Source organism: Phyllobacterium sp. SYP-B3895 (genome assembly GCF_009647635.1).
In the GTDB taxonomy this organism is placed as follows: domain Bacteria; phylum Pseudomonadota; class Alphaproteobacteria; order Rhizobiales; family Rhizobiaceae; genus Phyllobacterium; species Phyllobacterium pellucidum.
In genome coordinates this window covers 36,632-50,165 of the sequence record NZ_WJIG01000003.1, presented here as the reverse complement: position 1 = coordinate 50,165, position 13,534 = coordinate 36,632, and the positions used below count along the sequence as shown (strand labels likewise).

Genomic DNA, 13,534 nt, shown 5'->3' with positions numbered 1-13,534 from the left:
GGATGTAACGTCCCTTCCAGCCGCAACGTATTGACCGGAAACTCCCAGGCAGGGTTTCCGGTCATTCTTTTTCTGGACGCCGCCGTTTGACCTTTAAGGCCGCGCATCCTATCAAAAGTGCATTCAACCATCACATCGAGCGGGCACCGACGTGGACCAGCCAACGCAAACGATCCGCCCCCTTGTCGAAACCGCCGCCAACCCGATACCGGCCGGCACGCGCGTCGAAGGGCTCGATCTCGGCAAAGGCAAGGTGCTCCGCTATGCGATCACCCCCGCCTCCAGCCACCCGCTGCATGGCACGATCATCATTCTGCATGGCCGCAACGAGTGCATTGAAAAATATTTCGAGACGATTACTGATCTCGCCTCGCGGGGTTTTGCGGTGGCGACCTTCGACTGGCGCGGACAAGGTGCGTCAAGCCGATATTTGCGCAATGCCGCCAAGGGCTTCGTGAAGCGTTTCGATGATTATGCGGGCGATTTCGAGCTCTTGTTCAAGACCGTTATCCTGCCCGACTGCCGTGGCCCCTATTACGTTCTCGCCCATTCTGCGGGAGCACTGGCCGCCCTCGTCGCCGCACCGGCCTTTGCCAACCGGATAAGGCGGATGGTGCTGATTGCACCACTGCTCGACATCAATTCCAGCCGCGCCCGCAAGCTGACCGCGCGGGTCATCGCCAATACGCTGCGTTCAACCGGGCTCGGCGGCACCTATATGCTCGGCGGTCCGCATGTCTTGCGCCCGTTTGCGGCCAATGAGGTGACATCTGATGCGAGCCGCTACGATCGCAATTGCGGCGTCCTTGAAAGCGCGCCCGAGCTTGCGATCGGTGGCCCGACTGCAAGCTGGATCGTTGCCGCCGCGAAGGCGATCAAGAGCGTAACCAGGCCCGACTACGTCGACACGATCCGCATCCCGACACTCATCGTCGCGGCCGGGGCCGACACCGTCGTCTCGACGCCGGCAATCGAACGGTTCGCCGTGCAGATGCGCAATACGACGCTGCTTACCATCGATGGCGCGCGCCACGAGATCCTGCAGGAAAAGGATTTGTACCGAGAGCAGTTCTTCGCTGCCTTCGATGCCTTCATCCCTGGCACCGGCGGCGACGATGGCTCCGTTCTGGCGGAGGCTGGCGAAGACAGCGAGCCTGCCCTGGATGTCAGCGCCTGAAAACCGACGAGGCGCGCAGGCGCCGCCGCATGTCGTACTCTACCCGTTCAAAACCTCAAGAGCCTGAGCATGGAGTTCGGCGTTGGCGGCGGCAATGATACTTCCGGCCTTTTCGGCTGGACCGCCATCCCAGGTTGTCACAACGCCGCCCGCCTTTTCGATGATGGGTATCAGCGCAACAATGTCATAGGGATGAAGGCCCGTCTCGATAACGAGATCGACAAAACCCGCAGCAACCATCGCATAGGCGTAGCAATCGGTGCCGTAGCGGGCGAGCTTGACGCGCTGTTCGACGCGATCATAGGCGGTCCGCTTCTCGGCCTTGAATATGGCGGGCGTCGTCGTGAACAATGTCGCATCGGCAAGATCGCGCGTCTTGCGTGTCTCAAGCCGGCGCGTCCCGCCCGGACCCTCATACCACGAAACTTCGCCATCACACAGGAACAGCTCTTTGGTAAAAGGCTGCGCCATGACGCCGGCAACCGCGTCGCCATCCACAGTAAGCCCGGCCAGGGTACCCCAGACCGGTATGCCGGAGATAAATGCGCGCGTGCCGTCGATCGGATCGATCACCCAGATATGCGAATGGTCGAGATTCTCGCCGCCATATTCTTCACCCAGAATTCCGTGGTCTGGATGCTCCGCATTGATCAGCGCGCGAATCGCTTTCTCGGCCTCCCGATCAGCCTCGGTAACCGGATCAAACCCCGACTCGAATTTGTTGTCGATGAGCGAAATATTGCGGAATCGCGGCAAGGTCTGCTCTGCGGCGACACTCGCAATTCGCTTTAAAAAGGAAAGTTCTACGACCAAAATGGCTCCTCGCGATTAAAACATTCTCATACAGGTGCATTATGGATGAGATTTGTGCATATTATTTGAGCAGTCACTATCGGTGCACAAAATCATACACAAATTTCTTGACATTTGTGCGACGCAGCATAAAGTTGTGGGTGAACGGGGCGACCTGTTCTGCCCTCCTTGGGCGTTTCCTCCCTAGACTTGGACCGCGCTTCATGCGCGGTCTTTTTTATTGGCCGCGCTGCTATGTGCCTATTCCGCCGCGAGCGGCTGGTCGAGAAAATAAAAATCGGGCAGCGAGACGAGGTCGGCAAGAAACTGGGCGATATCCCGCTGTAGTTGATCGAAACCGGACTTCTTCTCGTAACTCTGTTCGTTGAGATAGAGGCCGCGATTGACCTCGATCTGCAGCGCGTGAAGGCCCTTCAACGGGCTGCCGTAATGTTCGGTGATATAGCCCCCGGCATAGGGCTTGTTGTGCGCAACGAGGTAGCCCATTTCCCGCAGGAGATGGATAGCGGAATTGGCAAGTTCCGGGGCGCAGCTCGTTCCGAACCGGTCGCCGATGATGAAATCCGGGCGCATCCCGCTCTCCGGGAAGCGGATGCCTGTCGGCATCGAATGGCAATCCACCAGGACGCCGTAGCCGAAGCGCTGTCGCGTGGCCGAGAGGAGGCCGCTGAGCTTGGCATGGTAGGGCTTGTAGATCGTGCCGATGCGATCCAGCGCCTCACCGAGCGGCAATTTCTTTGCATAGATTTCCTGGCCCTCGCCAACGAGGCGCGGCACGGTACCGAGGCCTCCGGCGACACGCGCCGAACTGCCATTGGCATAGGAGGGCAGCGCCTCCTGAAACATCTTGGCGTCGAGTTCGTAGGGCTCGCGATTGACATCGAGGTAGGCGCGCGGGAAGTGCGCCAGCAACAAGGGTGCTCCGAGCGGCACGGCGGTGGCGAACAGCTGGTCGACGAAACAATCCTCTGACCGGCGAATGGTCTGCGGGTCGAGTTGCGACTGTTCGAGGAAAGCGCGCGGGTAAAAGCGGCCGCTATGCGGGGAATTGAAAACGAAGGGAATGCGCTGGTCGGAGGGTTGCCGCACTTCGAACGGCTGGATATCGGTGAAATCGCGCTCGACTGTCATCTTCTGCTTCAAGGTTTCGCTGCAAGGCGGGCTGGTTTTCCCCACTCTAGTGCAAGTTTCCGCGATAGGGAATTGATGAACGGTTCGAAACGGCTTGTCCGCCAACTTTCTCCGGCGTTAAGGCTCAATGCTGATCACACCGGCGACACCTCGACTTTTGTCCCGTTCGCCCTTATTTCTAGCAAATCATTCACGCGATCTTTACCAAAAAAGCGTTTTGTTAAGAGTAGTACGACGCAGGGTTTGGGGATGATCCGGCGCTAGAGAATTCGGACGGACTGATGAAGAGAATCCTTCTTGCAGAAGATGACAATGATATGCGGCGCTTTCTGGTCAAGGCGCTGGAAAAGGCGGGCTATCACGTCACGCATTTCGACAATGGTGCCAGCGCCTACGATCGCTTGCGCGAAGAGCCGTTCTCGCTGCTTCTGACCGACATCGTCATGCCGGAGATGGACGGGATCGAGCTTGCACGGCGCGCCTCGGAGATCGACCCGGACTTGAAGATCATGTTCATTACCGGCTTTGCCGCGGTTGCCCTCAATTCCGATTCGAAGGCGCCGAAGGATGCCAAGGTGCTGTCGAAGCCCTTCCATTTGCGCGATCTCGTCAACGAAATCGAAAAAATGCTGGTCGCAGCCTGAGAAGCTGCGACATTCTTTCGTTCCGGCAAAGAAAGCCCGATAAGTTTTTCAGGCGCTATTGACGGGGCTGATTCAATATGGTGTATGCGCCCCGTCAGATGGGCGTGTAGCTCAGCGGGAGAGCACTACGTTGACATCGTAGGGGTCACAGGTTCAATCCCTGTCACGCCCACCATCTGAACCCCCCTCATAGTTCGTATGTCAAATGTCTGCAGCGCAGATGTTGAGGCTGGGCGAGCCAGAAATCCTAAACCTTCGCACGCTTCAAGACGTCATTGATTTTACTCTGCCAGCCCTTGCCCGTGGCTTTGAACTTGGCAATGACGTCTGCATCGAGACGGATCGTAACCGGCATTTTGGTTAGTTCCGCCTTTGGCCGGCCGCGTCTGGCAATTTCTCTGTCCATCTCGGTGGCAAGCTCTGGAAGAGCTTCACGGAAGGGCTTCGCTTGGGCGATCTCTTCCGTCGTCAACGGCGGGCTATCGACCGCGTCCCAATCCTCTTGCATGAAACCACGACCCGGTTCAAAGCCTGTCTTGAACGTTTTTTTGACCATCAGAGCAAACGCCTTTCGTCTATACGTGCTGGACGCATCGAGATCACCGACAATGCTTCTTTTCCAAGCACGTTAAAGACCACCACAATCATGCCGCTCTCGAAACGACCGATAGCTTTGCTGCGGCCTGCCCTGGCTGGAATGATCATCGAAGCAAGAAAGAACTCAAACGACAAGGCAGCAAAGTCCAAGCCATGCTTCGATATGTTAGCCAATCGTTTAGGTTCGTCCCAAATGATCTTCATTTATAATGTACGTACATTAATTCATTAAACAAGGGTCTTTGCGCACAGTTAAACCCATTGCATTCTCGTGGCGCAAGCGTTCTCGCACATGTATGATCGGTGCGAGCGTAGACGAGCGCGGAGGCATCATGGATTGGAACGAGCTTTCAGGGCCGCAGTTGAAAATCCTGCGCGAGGCTATACTGCGCTCGTTTCCGACAGTGTCGCGCTTCGACATGTTCCTCTCCGACGAACTCGACAAGGGGTCGCTCGCCAATGAGGTCGGGCCCGGCAGCTTCGAGCAACAAATCCATGCCTATCTGATAAGCATCCAGAGCGAGGGATGGACCGACAGCCTCGTCGACGCCCTGCAGAAACAACGCGGCAAGAATCCGTGGGTGCGGCGGCTGCCGGATGCCATCCGTGCAGCGGGGACCTCAGCACCGGAGCGCTTGGCCGCCGCCCCCTCGATGCAGCTCGAAAAGATCGTGCAGGGCGGTGGCTTTGCCGATCTGAGGATCTGGGCGCAAAGCCTCGCTCTCGTTAGCGGGGCGACGTGCCGGATCGAGTTTCCAAGCGGCCAGGCGCAAGGCACCGGGCTTCTCGTCGCGCCCGATCTGGTCCTCACCAATTATCATGTCGTCAAGCGGCAGTTGAACAAGGAAGCGAGCCCCGCCGACATCGTTTGTCGTTTCGGGTACGCCCGCGATGCCAATGGGCTCGACGAGGGCACGCCCCACAATCTTGCCGCAGGCGACGCATGGACGCTTGATGCGAGCCCGTTCGATACGGTCGACACCGGCGGTGCAGGCATCGCCAGCGCGTCGAACCTCGATTACGCGGTGCTGCGTCTCACATCGCCGCTGACCGACTGGAAGCCGATCCGCGTTGCAGCCAATATCGCTCTTCCCAATGCTGATTTGCCAGTTCTCATCGTTCAACACCCGGCAGGAACGCCGCAAGCGCTGGCGATCGGCAAATCGCTCGGCACCAATGAGAACGGCTCGCGCTTCCGCTATGACGCCGATACGCTCGGCGGCTCGTCCGGTTCGCCGGTCTTCAACCAGCGTCTTGAACTCGTCGCCCTGCACCATGCAGGTGATCCGCGGTCCGAGATTCGTGCCGCGTACAATCAGGGCATACCGATTGGCCTAATCGTCGCTGCCTGGCAGGCCAAGCAGCTTCCCCCGTTCTGGCAATAGGTCTAGCCTGCAGCCGCAATGAACGCGGCGGCCTTTGGCGCCGCGGCGAGATTGCTCTCGATTTCCGCCAGCACCACATCGGCGACCGCCTTATGCGACAGGCGGCAGAACATGGTTTCGGTGCTCTTGAACGTCCCGTTCTCGAAGAGCTTGTTGACCGGCGCGCCGCCCATGCACAGGTTGAAATAGGCGCAGCTTGCCTTGCATCGGCTGACCCCTTCATCGATATCGCGCCACATTGCCCGGAACGCAGGCGACGCCAGCGCGCCGGACGGCGTCGCGTCGGCTAGATTTCCAATACGGAAATCCCCAAAGGCTTCATTTTTGAGGCCGGCAAGTTCAGGTGAGAAAGTGAAGAGATCGCCGCTAGACGATACGGTCACAATCCCGAACGGCGCGTTCTGCGAATTGTAGCCGAAGTAGCCGAAGGCCGGACTCTGAAGGCAGGCGAGAAGGTCCTCGCGTTCGCGGACCAATATTGGAGGATCGGCTGCGCGCGCTCTTTCGCTCATGCGGGCGAAGAACCGGCGGAACGCGGTGTCCGACCCTTCCGCCTCAAGCGTCGACGTTGCCACCGAGCCCTCTATTTCCTCGACGTTGAAACCCACATGGCGAATATCCTCCGCATTGAAGAAATCCATCAGTTCTTCCGCAGCATCGAGGGTCGCCTTGCCGACTACGCAGATGATATGGAAGGGGACGCCGCGGCGGCGCAGATGATCGATGCCGCGCATGACCTCATCATGCGTGCCTTTCCCCGATCGCGTTTTACGCCGTGCATCATGCAGCCGCGCTGTTCCGTCGAGGCTGACCCCGACACGCATATGCGTTTCCAGGAAGAAGTCACACCACTTGTCGTCAATCAGCATGCCGTTCGTCTGCATGGCGTGCGGTACGGCGAGCCTGGCCGGCGCCACCCGGTCGAAAAGGGCAATCGCCTGACGGTACCATTCCGGAGCAACGACGAGGGGCTCGCCGGCGTGCCAGACGATTGTAAAGTCCGGCGCATTGAGTTGCGCATCGAAGATGAAGCTGGCGGCGCGGCCGACTGTTTCCAGCGGCATGACCGTCGTGTCGTTACGATGCGGCAAATAGCAATAATCGCAATTGATGTTGCAGAACGCCGTCGGCTGCATCACCAGCAGCCGGGTCGTGCCGCGCAAGGACTGCGCGTCTAGTAGTTCTGCCATCCATTCGCCCAGTTCGGAAAATTACCGAAGTTCGGAAAATTCTGCCACTGCGCAATCTGCGTACTGTCAGGCTCTTCTGCCAGTTCGGGCTTGCCGATTGCTTTCAGATAATCCGACCTGATCTGACCGAGCCTGTCGATTGCCCGCAGGTTTTCCACGGCGACAGGTGCTTCGGGCGATGCGTTCCCCGGCTGGGTCAGCGCGACCGCCGCCAGGGCGCCGAGACCCAAAGTCCGCAGATTACTCGTTACTTTCATCTTCTACTCCAGGCCAACCTTTATCGGGCTTCGATACAAATGCCTTGCATTCCGCGATGTCCTTGCACGTCTGCGGCAAGCGATATTTGAAACCGGCTGCACCCTGAAGCGAGGCTCCGCTGGCATTCTGCCACCGCATCTCGAGGATATCGCTCAGCGGCTGCGTTCCAACGAGATATCGCCACTTGCGCAGCTTGACGTCTTCGAGCCACAGCCAATCGCCCTGAACGCCTGCGTCGATGATTTTTGGACCGATATACACGATGCGGGTCCGAGCGGTATGCCCATCATCCGGCTCGGCAAGGCCCTTCGCAGCATCCCTGTACTGCACCTCTATCGTGTTCTGGCAGTCCGACAGATCATCGAGGCATTTCTTGTTGTCATAACCTGCCCTGTATACCACAAGCTGCTTGTCATTTGTATCAAGATCGACGGGGCCGGCGTCACAGGTGCGATAGGTCGGCCTGGTGTCGAGGGCCCTGACATCGTCGGGTCCGCCCTTGCCTGCCGTCGCCCTGAAAAGGTTCACCTTGTAGGACCGGCACGCCCGCCCGTCTTTCGCCGCATCATTCCCTTGTCCGGCGGCCAGCAACCCTGCGCCAGCCATTCCGGTCGGGACCTGGATCGGATCAGAAAGGCCCGTCGTCGTCCACAAATACACATTCGTCCGCTTGCCCGCATGTTCCGGACCAAAGTTCGGAATCAAAAAACCGACGACCGCGCCGGCCTGGACGAACTTCACGTCCTGGATTTTTACCTCCGCCAGCCGCGTGCGTATCTGGCGATCCTGGACGAGGAGGTTGATTTTCTCACCGCTTTCGGTCGAGCGCGGTCCGCGAACGCCAAATTGCGTCGGGGTGTTGAGCCGCCGCAAGCCGACATAGGTATCGAGCCGGGTGGTCATATTGTTGCTGGGTGATTCCGATACGTCGAGACGGAAAACCCAGTTGCCGTCCTTCGACGCACATTCGAGTTTTGTAACGGTACTTATGGGGTTTCCATCGAAGGGGGACGGCACCTTGAACGCTATCTTGGATGCATCTAGCGCGCCAGAATTCTCTGTCGCCTTCTTGCACTCCACGTTCTGGATTTCGCCCTTCGGCATACCGGGCTCGAACGAAACCATAAGATCGGCGCCATAGACCGCGCGCGCACCGGTATCGATGAGGCCGATGGTTTTACGCAGCACGGATTTCTGCTGTTCGTCATGCGTCGATTGATAGTCCGCTTTTACCGTGTCGATCAGCCATTTCAGGGCGCGATCGTCAGCACCGTTACGAGGGGCGGTCGAGTTGGCGAAATCATTGACCGCGAGCGCACGATTGAGTTGCACCGCAAGGCCGTCAGCCCTTACGCGCTCATTATTGGCCCACAAGGAGGCTCCAAGCGCAACCATGGCCAGAACAGCGATGGCGCTGACGCCCCACATGACGAGGGTCTGCAACTGGTTGACCCATTTGCTGCCCCATTCGCGCCACTTGACCGCGTCTCGCCAGAGGTCGCCTATCCAACGAATACGCTTGTCCGGCTCTACCAGGGCCTGGCCAGTATCGCCGATTGAAACAAGTTGCTTCTTTTTCTCGACAAGAACGTCCTTGGCCCATGCGTCGCTATAGCGGGAATCCGGGCCGAACAGCAGGCGCAGCGTCGCCTGGCTCTCCGAAGGGATGAGCGTGCTCGCCGCCTCCCAGTTCCTGTGGAACAAGCGGTGCAGCAACCCGCTTTCAATATTGTCGATCGCCGGAAGCTCCTGGATTGCGAGCTGCGCCAGGCGCTGTTCGAGGCGCTTTTGCAATTCGAGATGCTGCTTGTACGCCGCCCAGTTACGGATGAGCGACTCGTGCGTGACATTGTAGATGTCCGACCTCTCTCCGCTCTCGGATGGCAGGAGTTCGACGAGGCCCGCATCCTCGAACTTTTGCAGCGCATCGCGCAGGTAGGACCGAAGGAGCCCCTTCGCTGCCTTTGATGTTCCGAGCCGAACCGCGCCGGCGCTCGTCGCCAGCATCTCGTCGACCGAAACGAATTTTCTCACCGCCTGGCCGCCATCATCGAGCTGCGCCAGGCAGCACAAGGAAACGGAAAGAATTCCTTCCGCCTCAAGACGCAAATCATTCTGGCCGCCCTTGAAGCCTTGCTCCTTCGCCATCGCCGTCATCACGTCCTCGGCTTCGGCGAAAACCCGATCGGCGGCAGCGTTGAGACAGCGCCCAAGCCGGCATACCTGCTCGTTGGCAGCCGTTGGCGTCCAACCGGGAACGGACGCAAGGTGCTGCGTATCGATTTCGAACTGCGCATCCTTGTTCTTTGCCCGCCTCGCAATCCAGTCATCGACGGCGTGTTCCCAGACGAGCGGCAGAAAATGCTGCAATAGGGGCAACTTATCGGCCTTGTGCTGAAGAGCTTCGCCGGCCTCCCGGTACGCCTCCTTGAGTTCCTTCACCGATTCTGCCGTATAGGGTGCGATCCGCGCTTCGGTGGCGGCGTCAAGCGGCAGTTCCCAGAGCTTGGCAAGTCGGCCTGCCGGCTCGACGATTGCCGCCTCGATGTCATCACCGGTGACGAGGTCAACCAGATACATCGAGGAATTGATAACCTCGGCCATGCCGGCATATTCGGAAAACCGGTGCAGTTCCTCGCTGCGCATCGTGGCAACCGCGAAGAGACATGCAGGCTTGTACTCGTAGATATCGCGGAGCAGGCCGATCAGCGCCTTGCGGCCATCCGCGTCGCACTCCTTGCGGAATATCTCCTCGAACTGATCGATGTGAAGCAACAATAGCGGCCGTCCGCTCCGCTCGCCATAGCTTGCGGCTTCGTCAAAAGTCGCGAGCACTTCACTGACGAAATCGAATACCGATCGGGTCGATATCGTGCCTTTGATCGGCGAAATTTCGCGATCCAGCCATCGCAGCGTTGCTGTCTCGACATCGTGCTGTGTTGCATCGTCGGGCCATTCGATGCCGAACTCGCGCGCCGCTCCGCGTATACGGTCCGTTGCCCCACGGATCGAGGCCGATTTTTCCGCAGTCGAGCGCTCGGGGAAATCGCCTTTGGGCATGTCTTCAGTATCGGGATCGACATAGGCGAGGTCGATGATCGAACGTAGCACGCTCCACAAAGCTTGTTGAAGTTGCCCGATCGGGTCTTTTGCCGGTCGCATTTCGGCGACATACCAAGCGCCCCATTGCCCCTTGATCGGAATACTGTCGAGTTCCGCGATAAGGCCAGCGCGTGTCAGCGAAGATTTGCCGCTGCCCGAGCCGCCGACGACAAAGGTCATTCTCCCGGATGTCGCCGTGTTCTCGGTCTCGCGATTGGCGAAGAATTTTTTCAGATCGCGCTTTTGTGTTTCGCGGCCGCAGAAATACCGCGCAAGGTCCCTGCGAAAACTGCGCAGGCCCGGATAGGGGGTCGTGATGAGGATACCCGCCCCCTTGGCAAAACACGATTTGTCACCCGCTAGCCAGCGCCGGATGAAGATCTCGGCATGGGTCTCCGGCAGGTCGGTCGCTGCACCGGGGATTACGTTCACGCGTACCGCCTCCCTAGTGGTGCATCATGTCTTTGGCCGCATCGATCAGATGGTTCATATCGCTGCTGTTGAAATCGATCTTGTTGTTGTCGCGTCTGACCTTGAGCAGGTTCCAGCGCCGCACAGAAAGGCCTTCGTCAAATTTGAGACCATCGAACTTATCGAAATTCTGAAAAAGAACGGCGATACGGAAAATCTTCGGCTCGCGATCGGGAAAATATTGTCCGACCAATCGGTCGATCCGCGTATCCCAATCCTCGAAATGGTTGATGGTATGCTGCTTATCGCCGGGCCTGGTTCTCTGATCATGGGCGGCGACTATATTCAGCTGCGCCCGATTAAAACGGCTCACACTCTCCTCGAGGCTATCGAGCGATACGGCGACCGTTTCATATTCGCCAGGCTTGACCACAGTCTGGCCGAGCTTTTGCAGATTGGTGGAAAGAAGCTGCCGGTTCGGATCGCTGTCGGGAAGATTTTCGAAACGCGTACGCAGCTTGCTCTCGCAAAGGTCGCCGAAGCCGGCAAGTTTGGCAAGCTTTGCCCCGATTTCTTCGACCGAACCTTTCCAGGCGTTCTCTGTTTTTGGATTGATCTCCGTGCTGTCCCACCACTCGCCTGCCGAGCGCCAGTAAACGCGCTGGAACTTGCTGACGCTATCGCGCCAGATGCCCACCACATCGTCGTTGGAATACCCGAGGGCATCCATGAGCAGCGGAATCATCTTGTCCTTGAGCCCGCCGACCGTGGTGTTTCGCTCCGATGCGGAGCGTGTAAAAATCGGCGGATATCGGAAGAACTCGTCGCGCTGCGGCACGGTCATCCGCATGGTATCGCCCCAGCCATCCTCCCAGTACTGCACACGGTCCGCGTTGTATCGGCGCAGATATTGAAAAAGCGCAACGTCGCCAGCCTGCGTGCCCGGATCCGTGTCAGCGGTCGACGGCGTCCCAAGCAACAAGACATTGGACAATTTGGGTGACAGCGGCTCGTCCGGCAGATTGAGAAAGGCCTGAAGCTCGGCGCGGACGCTAGCCCGGTCTTTTGGATCGTTCTTGAGCTCCCGCAAGAATATGGGCTCGTCATCGATGGCAGGATACTTGGCGCGATATCGGTCCTTCCATTTGTTCCACCAGTTGCCCATCTCCTCCTTCTCATAGATGAGCATGAAACGTTTGCGCGCTTCGGGGGGACCCGAACGGGATTTTAGCCAATCGTTGAACGCATGGTCGAAGACAGTACCATCCGTCGCTTCCAGATTTTCGAGATCGACCGGTGTTACAATGGCAAGGAAATACTTGGACTGGCTGATCTGTTCTGCTTTAAGTTCAGTAACTTTCGCCCACAACTCAGCAGTAAATGGATGGTATTGCGCAAAGTAACCAAACACGCCTTCGTCTTCGCAATACTTGAAAGCGACTTCCCCTTGCATGTAGGTCCTGAACCACATGTTGCCGTCAATATCGACTGGGTCCATAAGCGACTGGATCTGCGCGCGGATTCGCTTCTTTGTCGTCAGAATGCGCAGGAACTTGTCCATCAGTGCTTCGGGAATAATCGTATCGACAATGTAATCCTGCAGCGCCTCCTCATAGCCGAGGTCCGGGTTGACCACCGTTGCGGGGAGCGGCAAAAATTCCTGATCGGATAGAAAGATAGAGAAGAGGTTCAGGTTGGGAAACGCCTGACCAATCAAATATCGAAGCAATTTGATTTCACTGCCACTCAAGTCACTCACGCAAGCGTCCCCCGAGACACGAGAACTCTGATTGGTCAATATAGCATAAATTACTTAAAGTTCACTCGGATAGACTGGAGAATCTTTAATCACTTGGTATTAACATGTTGGACCATAACTTGTTCATCGCCCGTCTTCTACAACTAAGTACTCGATTTCATTGCAGAAAACACTGAATAGCCGCGCAGGGTTCTTACTTTACGTAGCGTGGCTCGGAAAAAGCGGCGTTACAATCCCTGATCTGTCATCATGGCATCCAGCCAGACCGCTCTCGAATACTGAACGTCGCTTTCGACGACGGGGTGGATCGCCGCAATCGCCTCTTCTTGAACCAACTAATTCCTTTGGAGCAAATGGGGCGGGCTTCAGCAGATTTCGCTTGATCAGCCGCAATTTTGTGTCAAGATCGTCAAATATTCGCTTGAATAGTACATGTTACTAAAGCATTTGCAACCACTTATAGTTGATAATACTGGAGTTTATTAGGTTTATTGGTCTTGCACCAATGCTGAAGATTCCGGGTCGGATTACTTTGCCTATTGAATAGCAGTGCATGGCGGCAACCCGAGGTACGCGACCTGACAGCGATATCGGGAATTGACGTGGACGGCAGACTGGAGTTGCGCCCGTTTTACGAAGCCAGGCGTTGGCGGGTCTTGGACCATGTTCCATCTTGCGGAGGATAGGATGCCTGCGACCCCTCAACTGCTCGATCTGACGGCACTCGGCACCATTGGCGGCATGACGCTTGCAACGACTGCAGTGACCAACGGCCTTTGGCGTTCCCTTGGCTGGCAGCCGCGATGGCTGGGGCTCGCAGTGTCGTTGGTGATCTGCCTCGCGACAGCATTCTTTGCCGGCAGCACCGCCGGAGCCGATCTCTTCCTTGCGGTCCTCAATGCCTTTGTCGTCTATCTCGCCGCGGCTGGCACGAGCGGCGCCGGCGCCGCGCTCCAGGGCGGCGAAGCACCCGCTCCCGCAAATGAGGGGCGCGAACTGCCCGGAGTGGACGAGGGACCAGCGGAAAGGCAGTTCCTGCGCTCCTGGTTTTGAGGAATGGAGCTTTC

The 13,534-nt window shown here is 57.8% G+C and carries 12 protein-coding genes and 1 tRNA gene; 5 read left to right on the top strand and 8 right to left on the bottom strand.

Annotated elements, in window-relative coordinates; genetic code table 11:
• Positions 1-151 precede the first annotated feature (151 nt).
• On the top strand, positions 152-1,177 hold the full coding sequence (locus tag GF108_RS12850) for an alpha/beta fold hydrolase (RefSeq protein WP_370462159.1): 1,026 nt from the start codon (positions 152-154) through the stop codon (positions 1,175-1,177).
• Positions 1,178-1,216: 39 nt separating this feature from the next.
• On the opposite strand, the gene hisN is transcribed toward GF108_RS12850, so the two are convergent.
• Positions 1,217-1,990, bottom strand: a complete 774-nt coding sequence (gene hisN, locus GF108_RS12845) for a histidinol-phosphatase (protein WP_153668317.1) — start codon at positions 1,988-1,990, stop codon at positions 1,217-1,219.
• A 240-nt stretch (positions 1,991-2,230) separates the two neighbouring features.
• A complete protein-coding gene (locus GF108_RS12840) occupies positions 2,231-3,121 on the bottom strand; it encodes an N-formylglutamate amidohydrolase (protein ID WP_153668316.1) in 891 nt (296 codons plus the stop codon).
• A gap of 281 nt (positions 3,122-3,402) precedes the next feature.
• On the opposite strand from GF108_RS12840, the gene cpdR reads away from it, so the two are divergent.
• Both cpdR and GF108_RS12830 read left to right on the top strand, forming a co-directional pair.
• The gene (cpdR, locus tag GF108_RS12835) at positions 3,403-3,765 is read left to right on the top strand and encodes a cell cycle two-component system response regulator CpdR (protein WP_027229490.1); all 363 of its coding nucleotides are present in this window, start codon (positions 3,403-3,405) and stop codon (positions 3,763-3,765) included.
• A gap of 100 nt (positions 3,766-3,865) precedes the next feature.
• Positions 3,866-3,940: transfer RNA gene (locus GF108_RS12830), tRNA-Val, on the top strand.
• Positions 3,941-4,012: 72 nt separating this feature from the next.
• Here the strand turns inward: GF108_RS12830 and GF108_RS12825 are convergent.
• Both GF108_RS12825 and GF108_RS12820 read right to left on the bottom strand, forming a co-directional pair.
• Complete coding sequence (locus tag GF108_RS12825) at positions 4,013-4,321, bottom strand: BrnA antitoxin family protein (RefSeq protein ID WP_153668315.1); 309 nt, start codon at positions 4,319-4,321, stop codon at positions 4,013-4,015.
• Positions 4,321-4,566 carry a BrnT family toxin gene (locus GF108_RS12820; protein ID WP_027229488.1) on the bottom strand — a complete coding sequence of 82 codons (246 nt, stop codon included), beginning with the start codon at positions 4,564-4,566 and terminating at the stop codon, positions 4,321-4,323. The genes GF108_RS12825 and GF108_RS12820 overlap by 1 nt, the downstream gene beginning before the upstream one ends.
• Positions 4,567-4,694: 128 nt before the next feature.
• On the opposite strand from GF108_RS12820, the gene GF108_RS12815 reads away from it, so the two are divergent.
• Positions 4,695-5,747: a trypsin-like peptidase domain-containing protein gene (locus GF108_RS12815; protein ID WP_172982635.1), complete on the top strand. Its 1,053-nt coding sequence runs from the start codon at positions 4,695-4,697 to the stop codon at positions 5,745-5,747.
• A 2-nt stretch (positions 5,748-5,749) separates the two neighbouring features.
• Here GF108_RS12815 and grrM read toward each other — a convergent pair whose 3' ends face one another.
• The 4 genes from grrM to GF108_RS12795 are packed head-to-tail and all read right to left on the bottom strand — an operon-like array spanning position 5,750 to position 12,467.
• Entirely contained in the window at positions 5,750-6,937 is a 1,188-nt protein-coding gene (gene grrM / locus GF108_RS12810; RefSeq protein ID WP_246663951.1) for a cyclophane-forming radical SAM/SPASM peptide maturase GrrM/OscB, read from the bottom strand.
• Positions 6,922-7,194 carry a hypothetical protein gene (locus GF108_RS12805; protein ID WP_153668313.1) on the bottom strand — a complete coding sequence of 91 codons (273 nt, stop codon included), beginning with the start codon at positions 7,192-7,194 and terminating at the stop codon, positions 6,922-6,924. The genes grrM and GF108_RS12805 overlap by 16 nt, the downstream gene beginning before the upstream one ends.
• Positions 7,178-10,729, bottom strand: a complete 3,552-nt coding sequence (locus GF108_RS12800; protein WP_153668312.1) for a hypothetical protein — start codon at positions 10,727-10,729, stop codon at positions 7,178-7,180. The genes GF108_RS12805 and GF108_RS12800 overlap by 17 nt, the downstream gene beginning before the upstream one ends.
• Positions 10,730-10,742: 13 nt before the next feature.
• Positions 10,743-12,467: a hypothetical protein gene (locus GF108_RS12795; protein WP_153668311.1), complete on the bottom strand. Its 1,725-nt coding sequence runs from the start codon at positions 12,465-12,467 to the stop codon at positions 10,743-10,745.
• A gap of 687 nt (positions 12,468-13,154) precedes the next feature.
• On the opposite strand from GF108_RS12795, the gene GF108_RS12790 reads away from it, so the two are divergent.
• On the top strand, positions 13,155-13,520 hold the full coding sequence (locus GF108_RS12790; RefSeq protein WP_091925398.1) for a hypothetical protein: 366 nt from the start codon (positions 13,155-13,157) through the stop codon (positions 13,518-13,520).
• Positions 13,521-13,534: the final 14 nt, after the last annotated feature.